The 14,778-nt window shown below is 45.9% G+C and carries 8 protein-coding genes; 1 reads left to right on the top strand and 7 read right to left on the bottom strand.

Annotated features, from left to right (window positions below; translation table 11 throughout):
* Positions 1-17: 17 nt before the first annotated feature.
* Both addA and addB read right to left on the bottom strand, forming a co-directional pair.
* Positions 18-3,710 (bottom strand): helicase-exonuclease AddAB subunit AddA, encoded by a 3,693-nt coding sequence (addA, locus tag KQI91_RS08150; RefSeq protein WP_216392349.1) that lies wholly within the window; start codon positions 3,708-3,710, stop codon positions 18-20.
* A complete protein-coding gene (gene addB / locus KQI91_RS08145; RefSeq protein ID WP_216392348.1) occupies positions 3,701-7,039 on the bottom strand; it encodes a helicase-exonuclease AddAB subunit AddB in 3,339 nt (1,112 codons plus the stop codon). Before addB ends, addA begins: the two co-directional genes overlap by 10 nt.
* Positions 7,040-7,172: 133 nt before the next feature.
* On the opposite strand from addB, the gene KQI91_RS08140 reads away from it, so the two are divergent.
* Positions 7,173-7,613 carry a hypothetical protein gene (locus KQI91_RS08140; protein WP_216392347.1) on the top strand — a complete coding sequence of 147 codons (441 nt, stop codon included), beginning with the start codon at positions 7,173-7,175 and terminating at the stop codon, positions 7,611-7,613.
* Here KQI91_RS08140 and KQI91_RS08135 read toward each other — a convergent pair.
* The 5 genes from KQI91_RS08135 to KQI91_RS08115 all read right to left on the bottom strand — a co-directional run bounded on the left by KQI91_RS08135 (position 7,610) and on the right by KQI91_RS08115 (position 14,662).
* The gene (locus KQI91_RS08135; RefSeq protein ID WP_216392346.1) at positions 7,610-9,595 is read right to left on the bottom strand and encodes an NAD(+) synthase; all 1,986 of its coding nucleotides are present in this window, start codon (positions 9,593-9,595) and stop codon (positions 7,610-7,612) included. The genes KQI91_RS08140 and KQI91_RS08135 overlap by 4 nt on opposite strands.
* A gap of 12 nt (positions 9,596-9,607) precedes the next feature.
* Complete coding sequence (gene hslO / locus KQI91_RS08130) at positions 9,608-10,486, bottom strand: Hsp33 family molecular chaperone HslO (protein ID WP_216392345.1); 879 nt, start codon at positions 10,484-10,486, stop codon at positions 9,608-9,610.
* Between the two features lie 20 nt (positions 10,487-10,506).
* Positions 10,507-11,268, bottom strand: a complete 762-nt coding sequence (locus KQI91_RS08125; RefSeq protein ID WP_216392344.1) for a class I SAM-dependent DNA methyltransferase — start codon at positions 11,266-11,268, stop codon at positions 10,507-10,509.
* Between the two features lie 148 nt (positions 11,269-11,416).
* Positions 11,417-12,496, bottom strand: a complete 1,080-nt coding sequence (locus KQI91_RS08120; RefSeq protein WP_216392343.1) for a hypothetical protein — start codon at positions 12,494-12,496, stop codon at positions 11,417-11,419.
* A gap of 120 nt (positions 12,497-12,616) precedes the next feature.
* Positions 12,617-14,662, bottom strand: coding sequence for a HelD family protein (locus KQI91_RS08115; RefSeq protein ID WP_216392342.1), 2,046 nt, complete (start codon positions 14,660-14,662; stop codon positions 12,617-12,619).
* Positions 14,663-14,778 lie beyond the last annotated feature (116 nt).

Here is a 14,778-nt window from a genome sequence, read left to right as displayed (position 1 = left end):
TTTTTTCATATTTTCTCTTATAACTGTATCATCTTTCCAAGTGTGAAAGAATAAATATATGTTTCCTTTACATTCTTCTGAAGCATGCGTTCCAATGCAGCCCCATAATCCTCCAGCTGTGTGTGATACAGATCAACGAGATGCTGTTCTCCACTAGGGGAAACCTTATCCGTCTTATAATCCACCAGTACGATCTCCTCATCCTCTATAAAATATGCATCTATGATTCCCTGTACCAGCACAGTCTCTTCTCCATTCCATCCTGTCTCAATCTGCTTCATCTTCTGTGCGATGACAAACGGCTGCTCCCGGTAAAGCGCATTCCGCTCTGCCGCTGCTTTCATCCGCTGTCCGACTTCCGAGTCCACAAACTCCAGAACATCTGAAATCCTGATACATTCTGCTTCTTCCTGTGACATTTTTTTAGTATCGACAAGCTGGCGTATCTGTTTCTGGATCTGACGTGCGTTCTCTGCATTTGCATAATCCAGGCATTCCATCAGCCGATGGTATGCCGTTCCTCTCGCAGCTCCACGATATTCTTCTTTTACTCCGGAAATAAATGCCGGAATGATTTCCTCCACATCCGTCTCATAAAACACCGCTTCTTCTTTTTCCGCTTCTCCCTGCCAGCTTCGCTTCTTAAGCTCTGAAACACTGACCTTCACCGGAAGTTCCTTCAGATAGTCATACGGATATTGAAAAGAAAATCTCTCTGCCAGAATCTCATGAATCTCTTTCTCATAAATCCGGCTGCTGTCCCATTCTTTCAGCAGTTTTTCCTGCATCTGGCTGTCCGTCTGATCCAGGATTTCTCCCTGCACAAGTTCTGCCACCGTCACCTTATGCACCACAAACCTTGCATCTTCCATCTCACACACCGGAAATGGACGTTCTGTGATTCCATATTCTCTGAACAGAGGAAGCATAGCCTCATGCCGTGCCAACGCAGGCAAAATATAAGACCAGTAACTTCTTGCCTCCCCTCGTGTGCCGATTGGAAGCAAAGTCTCCCTGCGACGCATCTGCCAGGACACTGCCGTAAGTACATCTGCAATCTTTCCGAGCGTGCCTGTAATGATCAGTTTTTCTTTTGCTCTGGTCAGAGCCACATAAAGTACCCTCAGTTCCTCTCCCAGGCTTTCTCTCTTGAGCTGTCTTCTTATGATCTGCTTGTGTACAGTTGCTAAGATCAGTCTTTTTTCCGGCAGGATCACATCCACGCCAAAACCCATATCCGGATGAATCAGGAAACGGTTATTGATATCCTGAAAATTGAACTGTTTTCCCATGCCTGCTGCAAATACGATTGGAAATTCCAGCCCCTTGCTCTTGTGGATCGTCATGATCTGTACCGCACCACTTCCGGCATCTGCCAGATTGACCTCTCCGAAATCTACCTCATATTTCTGAAGTTTTTCGATATAACGAACAAAGTTAAACAGACCACGGTAACTCGTTTTTTCATAATCCATGGCTTTTTCCACCAGCATATGAAGATTTGCGCCTCTCTGTGCACCTCCCGGGATTGCTCTCACATAATTTCCATATCCTGTTTCCACAAGAATCATCTGAATCAGTTCATGCACCGGTGTATAGACAGACCGGTCACGCATTTTTTCAAGCTGTTCCAGAAAATGCCCTGTTTTTTCTTTCAGCAGAATCTCTTCTTCTGTCTGTGCCTCTCTCTCACAGTAAGCCTGAAGGCTCTCATACAGCATGCCATCCGGGCAGGTGCTTCGAATCATCGCAAGCTCCTGTGCACTGCATCCGACAATGGGCGAATGCAGGACGCCCGTCAGCGGAATATCCTGCAGCGGATTATCACACACTCGCAGATAATTAAGTACCGTCACTACTTCCTGTGCAGAAAAATATCCGGTTCTGGATGCCGTATAAACCGGGATTCCTTTGGCTGCCAGCACCTGACTGAACGGCTCCGCCCAGCCGGTAGAAGTCCGAAGAAGTATCACAATATCTCCGTAACCGGCTTTTCGATATGTGCCGGTCTCTTTGTCCAGTACTTCCTCTGTGCCTACAAGTTTCTGAATCCTCTGTGCGATTGCCAGAGCTTCCAGTTCCTGAATCGTCTGGTTTCCCTGTTCTTCCAGTTCTTCTCCGTCCTTTTCAATCAGAAGTACCTCTGTTTCCGGCTCTTTCCTGTCTTCTCTCTCCGGAAAAGATGCCCCCGCATAAAGTGCATTTTCATCATCGTATGCAATCCCGCCAAGGTCTTCCCCCATGATCTGCCGGAACAGATAGTTCACAGAAGCCAGCACCTCTTTTCTGCTTCGAAAGTTTTTGTGCAGGTCAATCCTCTGCTCTTTGCTGTCTTCCAGTGAATAACTGTGATATTTTTCCATAAAAAGCTCCGGTCTTGCCAGTCGAAAACGATAAATACTCTGCTTTACGTCTCCTACCATAAAAATATTTTTGCGTTTATCTGCCCAGCCAGACACCAGATTGGTGATCATTTCCTGGACCAGGTTGCTGTCCTGGTATTCATCCACCATAACTTCGTCATAACGTGACGACAATTCCCGGGCAGCGGCACTCGGAGTCACCGTATCGCCCTCTCTGTGCATCAGGATCTCCAGTGCGAAATGTTCCATATCAGTAAAATCCAGCAGATTCTTTTCTCTCTTTTTGGCCGCAAAAGCCTCCTTAAACTGCAGCGTGATCTCTGTCAGGCCCTCCATCGGTATACGACAGTACTGCAGATATTCCAGAATTTTTTCTTCTGTCTGATTAAAATATTTTTCTTCCAGTTCATTCCAGAGTTCTTTTTCACTGTCTCGAAGGTCTTTCACCTGTGCCTTCTTTTCTTCGTCAACTGCAGGATCTTTCCTGGTGGAAAGTCTGGCATATTTGTGATTTCGGAGCATTTCCGAAAGCCTGTCATAATCCCTTTCTTCTGCCAGTGCTTCAACCGCCCTTAACAGCAAAATATCATCTTCCAGTGCTGTTTCGTAAAAATACGGGCCGCCCTCTTCTCTGCAGATCCCGGTTGCCCTCGACAAAAATTCCCGAATCTGTGCAATACTTTCCTGTGCCGCCTCCCAGATCAGGTCCATCCACACGGTTTTGCGCAGTTCTTCCAGGGTATCCACCCGATAGACCTGCAGGCATTCCTCCAGCCACTCCTCCGGAAACGGATGACTCATGGAAGCATCGTACAGTTTGTAGATCATATCACGAATCTCATCATCGGTCTTTCCGGTCGCATAACATTCGACAAGATTTAAAAACTTTTCATTCTTTTTCGCATAAGCGTCTTCCAGAACTTCCTTCATGACATCTTCCCGAAGAAGTTTCAGCTCTCCTTCTTCTGCAGTACGATATCCCGGATCCAGCTCGATCATATGAAAATAGTTTCGGATAATATAAGCGCAGAACCCGTCAATCGTTGTGATCTGCGCATTGTGGATCAGTGTCGCCTGTCTCTGCAGATGTTCATGCTCCGGATGTTCAAACAATGCCTGATCGATCGCCGCTGAAATTCGTTCTTTCATCTCCCCTGCAGCGGCACGGGTAAATGTCATGATCAGCAGACGGTCGATATCTACCGGTCTCTCCGGATCCAGCACTTTGCTCAGGATACGCTGTACAAGCACCGCCGTTTTACCTGAGCCGGCGGCAGCACTGACCAGGATATTCCTGTCACGAAGTGAAATGACTTTTTGCTGTTCTTCTGTCCACATTACTCCCATCCGTCATCCACCTCCTTTTCAAATGCTTTCCATATTTCTTCATCCGCAAACTGTTTCAGTCTCCGGAATTCATAGCCCGGAATCTTACGGTCAAATCCACAGGTCCCCTGATACGGACAGTACGTACATGCATTCCGATTTCCCATCTCGTATGGCGAAACGTCTGCATTTCCGCTCATGACAGATTCCCGGATATCCATGATCTTCTTTTTGACATAGGTATCCAGAAGTGCAAACTGCCTTTCTTCTGCCACCGACGAACCTTTGCGAAGGGCTCCTTTGGTCGTATATGACAACGGCAGTGAAATCGTTGTTCTGTCCAGGCTTTCGATCACATCCCTGTCTGCCATGACCAGTCCGTTCATTTTCAGCTTTTTGAAAAGTTCCGGATCCAGTTCATCCAGATCCTCTTCCATTTCTTTCTGAAGCATCGGGTCCTTCACATTATAGTAAAAGATTCCTGCCGGTTTTACCTGACAATCCGGATGTTTTCGCTGCTCAGCCTGCATAGCCGCATCCATGTACACAACCAGCTGCATCTGCAGGCCATAATAAATGCTTACCAGATCAAACGAAGTATTTCCTGTCTTATAGTCGATGATCTTTACATAAACTTTGTCCTCTTCCTTCATTACATCCAGACGGTCAATACGTCCTCCGCCTATGGAAACTTCAAATCCCTCCGGCTCAAACTTTCCGTTTTTAAGCTGTTCCTGCAACGCCCACACGGTCCTTCTCAGGATTCTTCTTGTACGCTCGATCATATAATGATTTCTCGCACTGCTCTGAAGGATCGTATTTCCGTAATCCGCAGCCACCTTATCCAGACATGCATCTGCAATCTCATTTCGTTCCTCATCAGAAAGTTCGCTCCAGTTCAGCTTTTTGCGTCGAAGCTCTGTTGCGAAATCCTCCAGTGCCTGATGAATGATGTTTCCCATATCCATCGCCCGAAATTCATATTCTGCCCGCTCCGTGATTTCGAGACCATATTTAAGAAAATGCGCAAATGCACACGCACAGAAACGCTCCAGTCTGGTTGCTCCGTTCGGAGATATTTCCCCATACAGTGCCTTCGCCACACTTTTGCTGATCTGGTCTTCCGGTTTTCGCAGAAATGCCGCATCCGTCAGTCTTTCTGCCATTGTACGATATTCCGGACTGTTCAGATACCAGCTGTACAATTCTTCAAACACCGGATTATCCTTACGCTTTTCTTCCTCTGTCAGGTTTTCCAGAAAATAACTTACAGATGTATTCGGAGTTTCCAGAAGATCCATCTCATTATCCGGCTCTTCCGCACGTTCTGCAGAGATTTTGGGAAAAAGTGTCTGTATGGTCCTGATCAGAAATGCCGGTCCGACCGCCTCCCCCTTTCCATTGGCCTGACTATAAGAAAGACAGAGTTTTTCACTTGGTTTCGTCAGATTCAGATACAGATAAAATCTCTGCATATTCATCAGTTCCTTTGGTCCCGGCGCAAGCTCAATTCCCTGCCCTCCAAGAAAATCACGGTCCATTTCAGTAAGAATTCCACCCGATTCCGTATTCTTCGGTATACAGCCTTCATTCACACCAACGAAAAACAACGCACGAATATCTTTCAGTCGTGTTCTCTCCATATCACCGATCAGCACCTGATCGACCCCCGGCGGAATCAGTGCTACCTTCGCCTGACTCATGCCTGTTTCCAGAAGCTGTCGGAACTCTTCTGCCGATACCACTTCTTCTCCGAGTATGCTGACGATCTTGTCCAGCAGCTCCATAACAATGCCGTAAATCTGCGCATACTCTTTCTCCATCGCACGTTCACCCTGCTGTTTAAAGTTCATTTCCTGACATTTCAGTTTTTTCTGCACCCGACTTTTCACAATAAACGCATAAAGACACCGACTATATTCCTCTATGGTTTTCTTTTTGCCGGAAAATCCCTCAGCCAGTTCACGAATTTCCTCCACAAAATGTTCGCGGATCTGATTCAGTTCCATAATTGATGCAGGATCCATATCCCGATAGATTCTTACCCATGTCTCATCCCATTTACGGAATCCCCGGATTCCCAGTGCGATCACATAGTTTTCCAGGCGGTCTGTTTCTTCCCGCGAAAGATCAGACATTCCACAACGCAGATAACGAAATACACTCTCATAGCTGAACCCCTGTGTTGCCATCTCAAGCGCTGCACGGATATATTCCACAAACGGATTCATCAGAACCGAATGCTTCTCATCTACAAAGAACGGAATCTTTGCTTCCGCAAACACATGTCTGGCAATGCTGCCGTATTCCTCCAGATTTCCTGTGATCACTGCAATCTGTCCATAACGGCAATCCTGCTCACGCACCAGTCGAATGATTCTTCTTGCCGTTTCCTCCATCTCTTTTTCCGGCGTTCCTGCCTGAAAGATCTGCACATCTCTCTGTTCCTGCCCATAAACCTTTTTATGATAGCGAAACAGATTCTGCTCCAGAAAATTCAATGCAGGCGCATCAGCAAAGCGTGATCTTTCATCTGGTCTTATCCATATCGGATCTTCCATATCCTTTGTAAACTCAGCAAGTGACCGTATCATTTTGTGGCTCATGTAAAAAAGCTCATGTGGTTTGCCTTTTGCCAGCAGTTCCTCCCTGGTATCCATCGTCACCGTTACCGATATCCGTTCGCAGACCTGCAGCAATTCCCGGATCACGGTATGCTGTACTGGTGTAAACCCGGTATACCCATCCAGCACAACGGTGCTTCCCCGCAGTTTTTCGGAAAACGGAATCTCTTTTGCAAGAACTTCCAGCACTTCCTCCGATGTCATAAAATGTTCTGACAGATACTCACGAAATGCCTGATACAGCACTGCTACATCTTTCAGCTTCATCTGCAGCAGCGGTTTATCTGCCGCATCTGTGATCATTTTGTCCAGTTCTTCCTCATGCACCTCATACTGCATGAATTCGGAGATCAGAGATTTTACCTCATCCAGGTATCCCGGTTTTTTCATCTGGTTTTTGAGATAACTCAGTTTATTTCTGCTGTCCTGTACCAGTTTCTGAAGAACCATATTTTTGCCTGTCTCTTCCAGTACTTTGCGGGTATCTCCGCCAACCTCCTCAAATACACGATACGCCAGTCTCTCAAAACTCAGCACATCGATATTCAGGATTCCTTTTTGCGGATGCATTTCTACAAGTGTTTTCTGTGTCTGCATTGTAAACTGTTCCGGAACAATTACATAATACATTTTTTCCGGATGACAGGAGGCCTGACGTATCACATTCTGATATGCCGTATATGATTTGCCCGAACCGGAATTTCCAATGATAAACTGAAGCGACATACATGCCCTCCTCAAAAATAATTTTTTCTAATGTAACATAAATCTGTTCGAATTGTAATAAGATATACAGAATCTGCTCCCACGAAATCCTCTGAACGGAAACCATATTATTGAAAATCAGGAGGCTTGAATCATGAGTTCCAAAACAAAGATCGTCGTTCTACATATGAAAGAAGTAATCTATACAGGAATTTTTCTGCTGCTGCTCCTGATTCTGGGTGTGCTGATCTTTCTCATGTTTGGTTCCGGAAAGTCAGAAACGGCATCTACCGATGCCGTCTCAAAATACACGCCTGGAATCTATCGTACCTCCATCCGTCTGAATAACAATACTTTTGATGTGGAAGTCACCGTAGACCAGGACCAGATAAAAGCAATCCATCTTGCCAATTTAAGTGAGAGTACTTCTGCAATGTTCCCGCTTGTAGAACCTGTACTGGACTCTCTTTCCAGCCAGATCTATTCCCGTCAGTCCCTGGATAATCTCGAATATTCCAGTGACCAGAAATATACTGCGCTGATGCTGATCCATGCCATTGATGAAGCTGTCACAAAAGCAGAAACCTCTGACTAGATCTGAATCTGATCAATCTCTTTCATCCACAGAGCTGCACTTGCATCACTTGGCATACGCAGATCTCCTCGTGGTGATACTGCAACACTTCCGACCTTCGGGCCATCCGGAAGACAGGAGCGTTTGAACTGCTGCATAAAGAATCTGCGATAAAATGTCCTGAGCCATTTCAGGATCGTCTCATCATCATATTCTCCGGCAAATGCATTCTGTGCCAGACGGAAGATTTTTTTCGGCGGGAAAGTCCAACGAAGCATATAATACAGGAAAAAGTCATGCAGTTCATACGGTCCCACCAGATCTTCTGTTTTCTGAGAAATCACACCATCCTTCGGAGGCAGAAGTTCCGGGCTTACCGGTGTATCCAGAATATCGAGAAGAATCTCTGCAAGCTTCTGATCCTCGCAGGTATCCGCATAGTATCTTACCAGATGACGCACCAGTGTCTTCGGTACGGATGCATTGACCGCATACATAGACATATGATCTCCATTATAGGTCGCCCATCCAAGTGCCAGCTCCGAAAGATCACCGGTTCCGATCACGATCCCACCGGACTGGTTTGCAATATCCATCAGAATCTGCGTACGCTCGCGTGCCTGTCCGTTCTCATAAGTAACATCATGAACTTCCGGATCATGTCCGATATCACGAAAGTGCAGATTTACTGCTTCCCGGATATTGACTTCTTTCAGAGTTGCTCCCAGACATTCGCTCAAACTGCAGGCATTGTTGTATGTTCTGTCCGTTGTTCCGAAACATGGCATGGTCACAGCCGTGATCTTACTCCGATCCATCCCCAGCATATCAAATGCACGTACCGTCACAAGAAGTGCAAGTGTAGAATCCAGACCTCCGGAAAGACCAATGACCGCATTCTGGCAGTGGATATGTGCCAGACGTTTTTTCAGTCCCATTGCCTGGATATTCAGGATTTCATCACATCGGCGTTCTCTCTCTTCACGGACTCCCGGTACGAATGGTCTGGAATCGAATTTTCTTGAAAGAACCGTCTCTGTCTTTTTGATCGAGAATATTGCTTCGTTATAGCTGATATCCTGTCCGTCCGGTGCCAGATCCGGTGCAAACTGGCAGGTCGTCATTCTTCTTCTCTCATTATCAAGACGATGCATATCAAGATCTGCATAGATCACACCGTTCACAAACCTTCTGCTCTCGGCAAGGATACTTCCATTCTCGGCAATCAGGTTCTGACCTCCGTAAACTACATCCTGTGTAGATTCTCCCTCACCTGCCGTTGCATAAATATAGCCACAGAGAAGTCTTGCTGACTGTGCACTCACAAGGCTCTTTCTGTAAGAATCTTTTCCGACAACTTCATCGCTCGCAGACAGATTTACGATCAGATTTGCGCCGTGATACGCATGCGCAACACTTGGCGGGTTCGGTACCCAGAGATCCTCACAGATCTCAGCTGCGATCTGAAGCTTCGGCATCTCCTCACAGGTAAAGATCGTATTCGGAGAAATCCAGATTTCCTCTTCATATGCTTCTTTGGAAACTGTTCCGTAACGTTCTTTGCAGGCACTTCTGTCTATACGCACGATTCCATCAAGGCATTCTCCTGATGTGAAATATCTTGCCTCATAGAATTCATTATAGTTCGGCAGATAAAGTTTCGGCACAAATCCAAGGATCTCTCCATGATTCAGACCGGCTGCCACATTGTACAGTTTGCCATTATATTCCAGCGGAAGTCCCACAAAAATGATCGCATCCACTTCTGCGGTCTCTTCCGTGATACGGACAAGCTGTACCTTCGCTTCTTCCAGAAGATTTTCCTGCCAGAACAGATCACCGCAGGTATAGGCAGTGATGCAGAGTTCCGGAAAGACCATGACCTTTGCACCCTGTTCTTCCATTTCATGAACCATGCGGATGATCTCCGCAGCATTAAATTCACAGTCTGCCACCCGTACATCCGGCGTTCCGGCAGCCACCTTGATAAACCCGTCTTTCACCGCTTCGTCCTCCTATTTGCACTTCCTGAGAATTTCTTTTAATTCTTCCACACTGAATGTGTAATTGGTATTGCAGAAATGACAGTTCAGCTCTACTTCCCTGCCTTCCTGAATCAGCTCATTCAGTTCTTTACGTCCAATACTGATCAGCGCACGCTCCACACGACTCTTGCTGCAGTTACAGTAAAATTCTGTAGGAATCGTGTCATTGATCTCAATATCAAATCCATCCAGTACCTGTTCCAGAAGACTTTCCGGCGTATGCCCCTGTTCCAGAAGTGTCGTAACAGACTGGATCTTCTGGACATTTTCTTCCAGCTTTGCAATGGTCTCTTCTTCCGCAAACGGCATAACCTGTACGATAAAGCCACCCGCCTGACGGACAGTGTTGTCTTTGTTCATCAGTACCCCAAGACCTACTGCGGATGGTACCTGCTCACTTGCTGCAAAATAGTACGTCAGATCTTCGGCGATCTCACCTGTCTGCAATGCCACCTGTCCTACATAAGGCTCTTTGAGACCCATATCTTTGATAACCTGAAGGAATCCATTTCCAACTGCTCCTGATACATCCAGCTTGCCTTTTGCATTGGCCGGAATGATCACTTCCGGATTCCCAACATAACCTTTGACACGACCTTTGGAATCTGCGGTTACGGTGATTCCCTGAATCAGTCCGTCGCCTTTTACCTGGAGAGTCAGAATATCCTTATCTCCTTTCATCATAACACCCATCATAGAGCCAGCGGTAAGAAGGCGTCCCAGAGCGGCAGTCGCAACCGGGCTGGTATTGTGATCCTTTCTTGCTGTCTCTACAGTTTCTGTTGTTACTGCCGCAAACGCACGGATCTGACTGTCTGCTGCAATCGCTCTTACAATATAGTCTTTCATTCTCTGTAAACCTCTCTGTTTTATGATTTCTTCTTGCCTTTTTCCCGTGCCACAAAGAAAAGCCGTTCACTGTTTTCTGTAGCCGGAGCAAGTGTATATGCATCATAAACGGCAAGGAGTTCCATTCCTGCCTCTCTTATCAATGCTTCAATCTCTTCCTGTGGATATGCTTTCTGACAATGCACTTCTTCGGACTTCTCATACAGGCCGTCTTCTCTCGGAAGGAACACAGCCAGTTCGTAGTAGTTAAGGCTTTCTTCTTCATCAAAACTGTTGTCCCAGATGAAACTTCCTTCCTCGCGGTTTTCTGCAATCGTAGTATCTCCCATAAGATCTCTGTACTTATGTACGGTATTCATATCAAACAGGAAAATCCCCTCCGGATCCAGGTAATTGTTTACCAGCTCAAATACATGCCGCAGTTCCTCTCTGTCTGTGATATAGTTCAGACTGTCACAGACACTCACCACTGCCCGTACCGTTCCGTACAGTTCAAATTCCTGCATGTCCTGAAGAAGATACAGGATATCCTGACCGGATTCTACTTTTTTCTCCATTGCCTCTGCAAGCATTTCCTCAGAATTGTCCACACCAATCATATCATAACCCTTGCCTGCAAGCAATCCTGTCATTGTTCCTGTTCCGCATCCAAGCTCCAGGACCAGTCCTTCTGTGATGTTATACTCTTTCAGCCGGTCTGTCACATACTCTGCCCAGCCCTCATAATCAATGTTATCCATGAACAGGTCATATACCTGTGCAAATTTCTCATATGCGCCCATAATCTACTCCCTCTTAATTTGATGAGACAGCATTTCAGATCTCCACTCTCCATGCTGCTTAAAAAGGCAGATGATCTCTCACCTGCCTTTCGCCTTGTTACTGTTCCCATGAACAATAACATCCTGTTACTGAATCATTACCAAATCACTACTGAACAGGCATATAATATACGTCTGCCGCTTCTCCGTGCCAGTAATAGCTGTTGCCATCTGCATCATACGCATCCTGTTCATCAACGAAATTGTAAGTATTTCCATCAAAGTCAACCCAGTTTCCGTTTCCGTCCGGTGTGATCACAAATGCATGTCCGTCAGAGTTGCGGTACAGTGTTCTTGTCTCATCGGTATTGGACAGCTGTTCGTCGGTAAATCCGCCGGAATTTGTTGTACTTCCGGAATTGTCACTTCCGCTATCTGCAGAGGCATCTGATGAACTATCTGCTGCCGCTGCGTCTGTTGTACCGGCATTGTCGGCTGCCTGCTGATCTGTGGAAGCATCTGCATTATTGGCATCTGCTGAACTGTTGTCAGCTGCCTGCGTATTGGATGCAGCCTGCTGCGGAGCTGCTTCCTTCAGTGTGGAATCTCCAAGGATCTGGAAAGACTCTACCGCTGCCTTAACAGAAGCAAGTGCATCTTCTGTTTTTACTCCGGCTTCAATTGTATAATACTCTGTATCGTTTGCAAATACTTTGTGAACAACATAGAGATTTCCATTGCTCTTTTCTGTATTCAGCATTTTAGTCGTATAGCTGTATACACCGATTCCACTGACATCATTGGATGTATATTCCTGAATCTCAAAGTCGGTTCCGTTGACCTTGTCTCCGTCTGCCTGTTCCAGAGATACTGCCATATCCTGTGTACTTGGAACAACAGTTGCCGCCATGGTATCCTCTCCCTGTCCGTGCAGAATCAGGATGTTACCTTTATCCGGTGATTCAAAGCTGACCATATCTGTCTCATCCGTCTTGTTTGCCCATGTAGCATCCGGAAGGTTGATCGCTATGGATTTATCTGCAGAAGTATAAGTTGTGCTGTTCTGCACATCTGGTGCAATTGTCGGTGTCGGAGCCGGCGTCTCAGTCGCTTCCGGTGTCGGTGTCTCTGTCACAGACACTACCGATTCTGCATTATCTTTTGTATCTCCGCCAAAACTGCATGCTGTCATAAAAACAGATGCGGAAATCGCGATTGCAGAAATTGCAAGTAATCTTTTATTTCTCATAATAACCTCCTTAATGATCGTTAAGTTCAACTCGCATAACATGCTATATTTTACAATTTTATTACAAATAAGTCAACAAATTTCCCTGGCAGGCTTGTCAGAAAAGCACCTTTGCCCTCGTTATCTGACCTCATACATATGCAGTTCATGCAGTGCCCTGGTTGCCGTGATATACTTCGCCTGTGAAGCAAGTCCGCTGTTTTCTTCTGTTCGATATACCCCAAAAACCTGATCGAATTCCAGTCCCTTTGCGAGATAAAAAGTCGTCACCGTCAGACCTTTCTTAAAACTCTGACTGTCGCGATTCATATAGGTAATCTGATATTCGCCCTGTGAATCACGCGTTTTCAGTTTTTCTTCCAGGTACAGGAATGCATGTTCCGCTTCCTTTTCTGTAAACAGAATCAGTGCCTCTGTCTCATACTCTGCCCTGTGCTGTTCCCATTGTTCAATTATCGTATCCAGCGCTGTTTCCATTGTTTCAAAGGTTTTGGTTTCCACAGGTTCCCCATGACGTTCAAACAGCTCTATGTCCGAAATCCCGGTAAGCTGATTTGCATACTGTGCGATTTCCATGGTATTTCGGTAGCTGCGGTTCATCACGATCTTACGGATATCTCTGCCAAAAATCTTCGGCAGGAATGTAAGGACATCCTGCTGCTGTTCTTCCATGGTCTGTGCCTTGTCCCCCAGTATGGTCATCCTGCATGGAAACAGTTTTTTCAGAAGAACAAACTGCATCCAGGAATAATCCTGCATCTCATCAACTACGACATGCTTGATCCCATGATGGCTGCGACATCTGAACAGAGAATATTTCAGATACAGTATCGGATAAACATCCTCATAGCGAAGTTTTCTTTTTTCTGCAGGTATGCGGGGAAGCGGCTTATAGCCCTCCTGTGCAAGGAAACGACTGTACAGTACATAACAGTCTCTCGTCTCATACATCCGCAGAAATTTCTCCGTCAGTTCTTCCTTTTCTTCGTCCACAAGATCCCTGTCTCTCAGTGTTTCCACCTGGTCAATAAAATATTCTGCGACTGCTTCCATTCTGGAAAGAAGCGGAATATCCAGAAATTTGAAATAGAACAGATCAATGATCTCTCTTTCTTTGAGGATGCATCCCTTGTATTCCACATCCCGGAAATTCATCAGTTCGTCTTCCAGCCCAAGCATAAACCCATCCAGCTTTGCAGCAAATTCCACAGACTGTTTTTTTCTGCACAGCTCCTGCATCTCCGGGACAAGAATCACACGCTCGATCTGGTCATACCTGTCTTCACAATCTGCTGCAATTCCCCTGAGCTCCCGATAGGCAAACAGGTCAAAGCTCATCTCCCGGATGTTTTCTTCGCCCAGTTCCGGAAGAATATGTGAAATATAATCTGTGAATACACCATTCGGTGAAAGGACAAGTATGTTGGATGATTTCAGATTTTCCCTGTCATGATAAAGAAGATATGCGATTCTGTGCAATGCCACAGAAGTCTTTCCACTTCCGGCTGCTCCCTGGATCACCATGATCCGATCCTGCGTATTGCGGATGATCGCATTCTGTTCCTTCTGAATTGTCCTTACAATATTCTTAAGCTGTACTTCGCCTTTACTTCCAAGCTCTGCACCCAGGATCTCGTCATCGATTTTGACATCGCTCTCAAATTCATACAGCATTTTTCCACGGCGGATCTTATACTGCCATTTAGAAACCACATCGCCTGTAAATGTCCCCGATGGTGCCTCATAGGATGCCGGTCCTTTGTCATAATCATAGAACAGCCCACTGACCGGTGCTCTCCAGTCATATACCAGCGGCAGGCTTCCGGCCGTCTCAGAAAGATTGCCGATCCCGATATAGAAAGTCTCCGGCTCATCATCTCCGTCATACTGAAAATCCACCCGGCCAAAAAACGGGGAATCCAGCATCTTTTTGAATCGCTTTCTTAAAAGAAACTGTTCTTCATTTGCATGCATCTGATGGAACAGAGCCTGCTGGTTATCATAATTCTCATAACCATATTCGTCCATCTCCGTATAATTTTCCCAGTAATATTCATGCATATCCTCAACTTCCTTTTCACCTTCGAGGATTGCCTGGTCGATCTGGGCCAGTCTTGTGTGAAGACACTTCATTACATATTGAAGATACTCTCTGCCATTTTCCATTCGTGATTTCTCCTCTATCCTATCATATACAGATCTGGATGCTGTAAACTGTTTCTTTCCAGATCTTGTCCATAGCTTTAGAGAGATATTATACCGAAAAAGACAGCCGTTGACAA

Source organism: Blautia sp. MSJ-19 (genome assembly GCF_018918125.1).
Taxonomy (GTDB): domain Bacteria; phylum Bacillota; class Clostridia; order Lachnospirales; family Lachnospiraceae; genus Blautia_A.
Note: the sequence above shows the minus strand (reverse complement) of the source record. Positions and strands in the feature narration are given on the sequence as shown.

What these genes read in the sequence shown, in the direction of transcription:
- addB (WP_216392348.1), bottom strand. Translation starts at nt 7,039, where the DNA reads ATGTCGCTTCAGTTTATCATTGGAAATTCCGGTTCGGGCAAATCATAT.
- KQI91_RS08115 (WP_216392342.1), bottom strand. Translation starts at nt 14,662, where the DNA reads ATGGAAAATGGCAGAGAGTATCTTCAATATGTAATGAAGTGTCTTCAC.
- KQI91_RS08120 (WP_216392343.1), bottom strand. Translation starts at nt 12,496, where the DNA reads ATGAGAAATAAAAGATTACTTGCAATTTCTGCAATCGCGATTTCCGCA.
- KQI91_RS08140 (WP_216392347.1), top strand. Translation starts at nt 7,173, where the DNA reads ATGAGTTCCAAAACAAAGATCGTCGTTCTACATATGAAAGAAGTAATC.
- KQI91_RS08125 (WP_216392344.1), bottom strand. Translation starts at nt 11,268, where the DNA reads ATGGGCGCATATGAGAAATTTGCACAGGTATATGACCTGTTCATGGAT.
- addA (WP_216392349.1), bottom strand. Translation starts at nt 3,710, where the DNA reads ATGGGAGTAATGTGGACAGAAGAACAGCAAAAAGTCATTTCACTTCGT.
- hslO (WP_216392345.1), bottom strand. Translation starts at nt 10,486, where the DNA reads ATGAAAGACTATATTGTAAGAGCGATTGCAGCAGACAGTCAGATCCGT.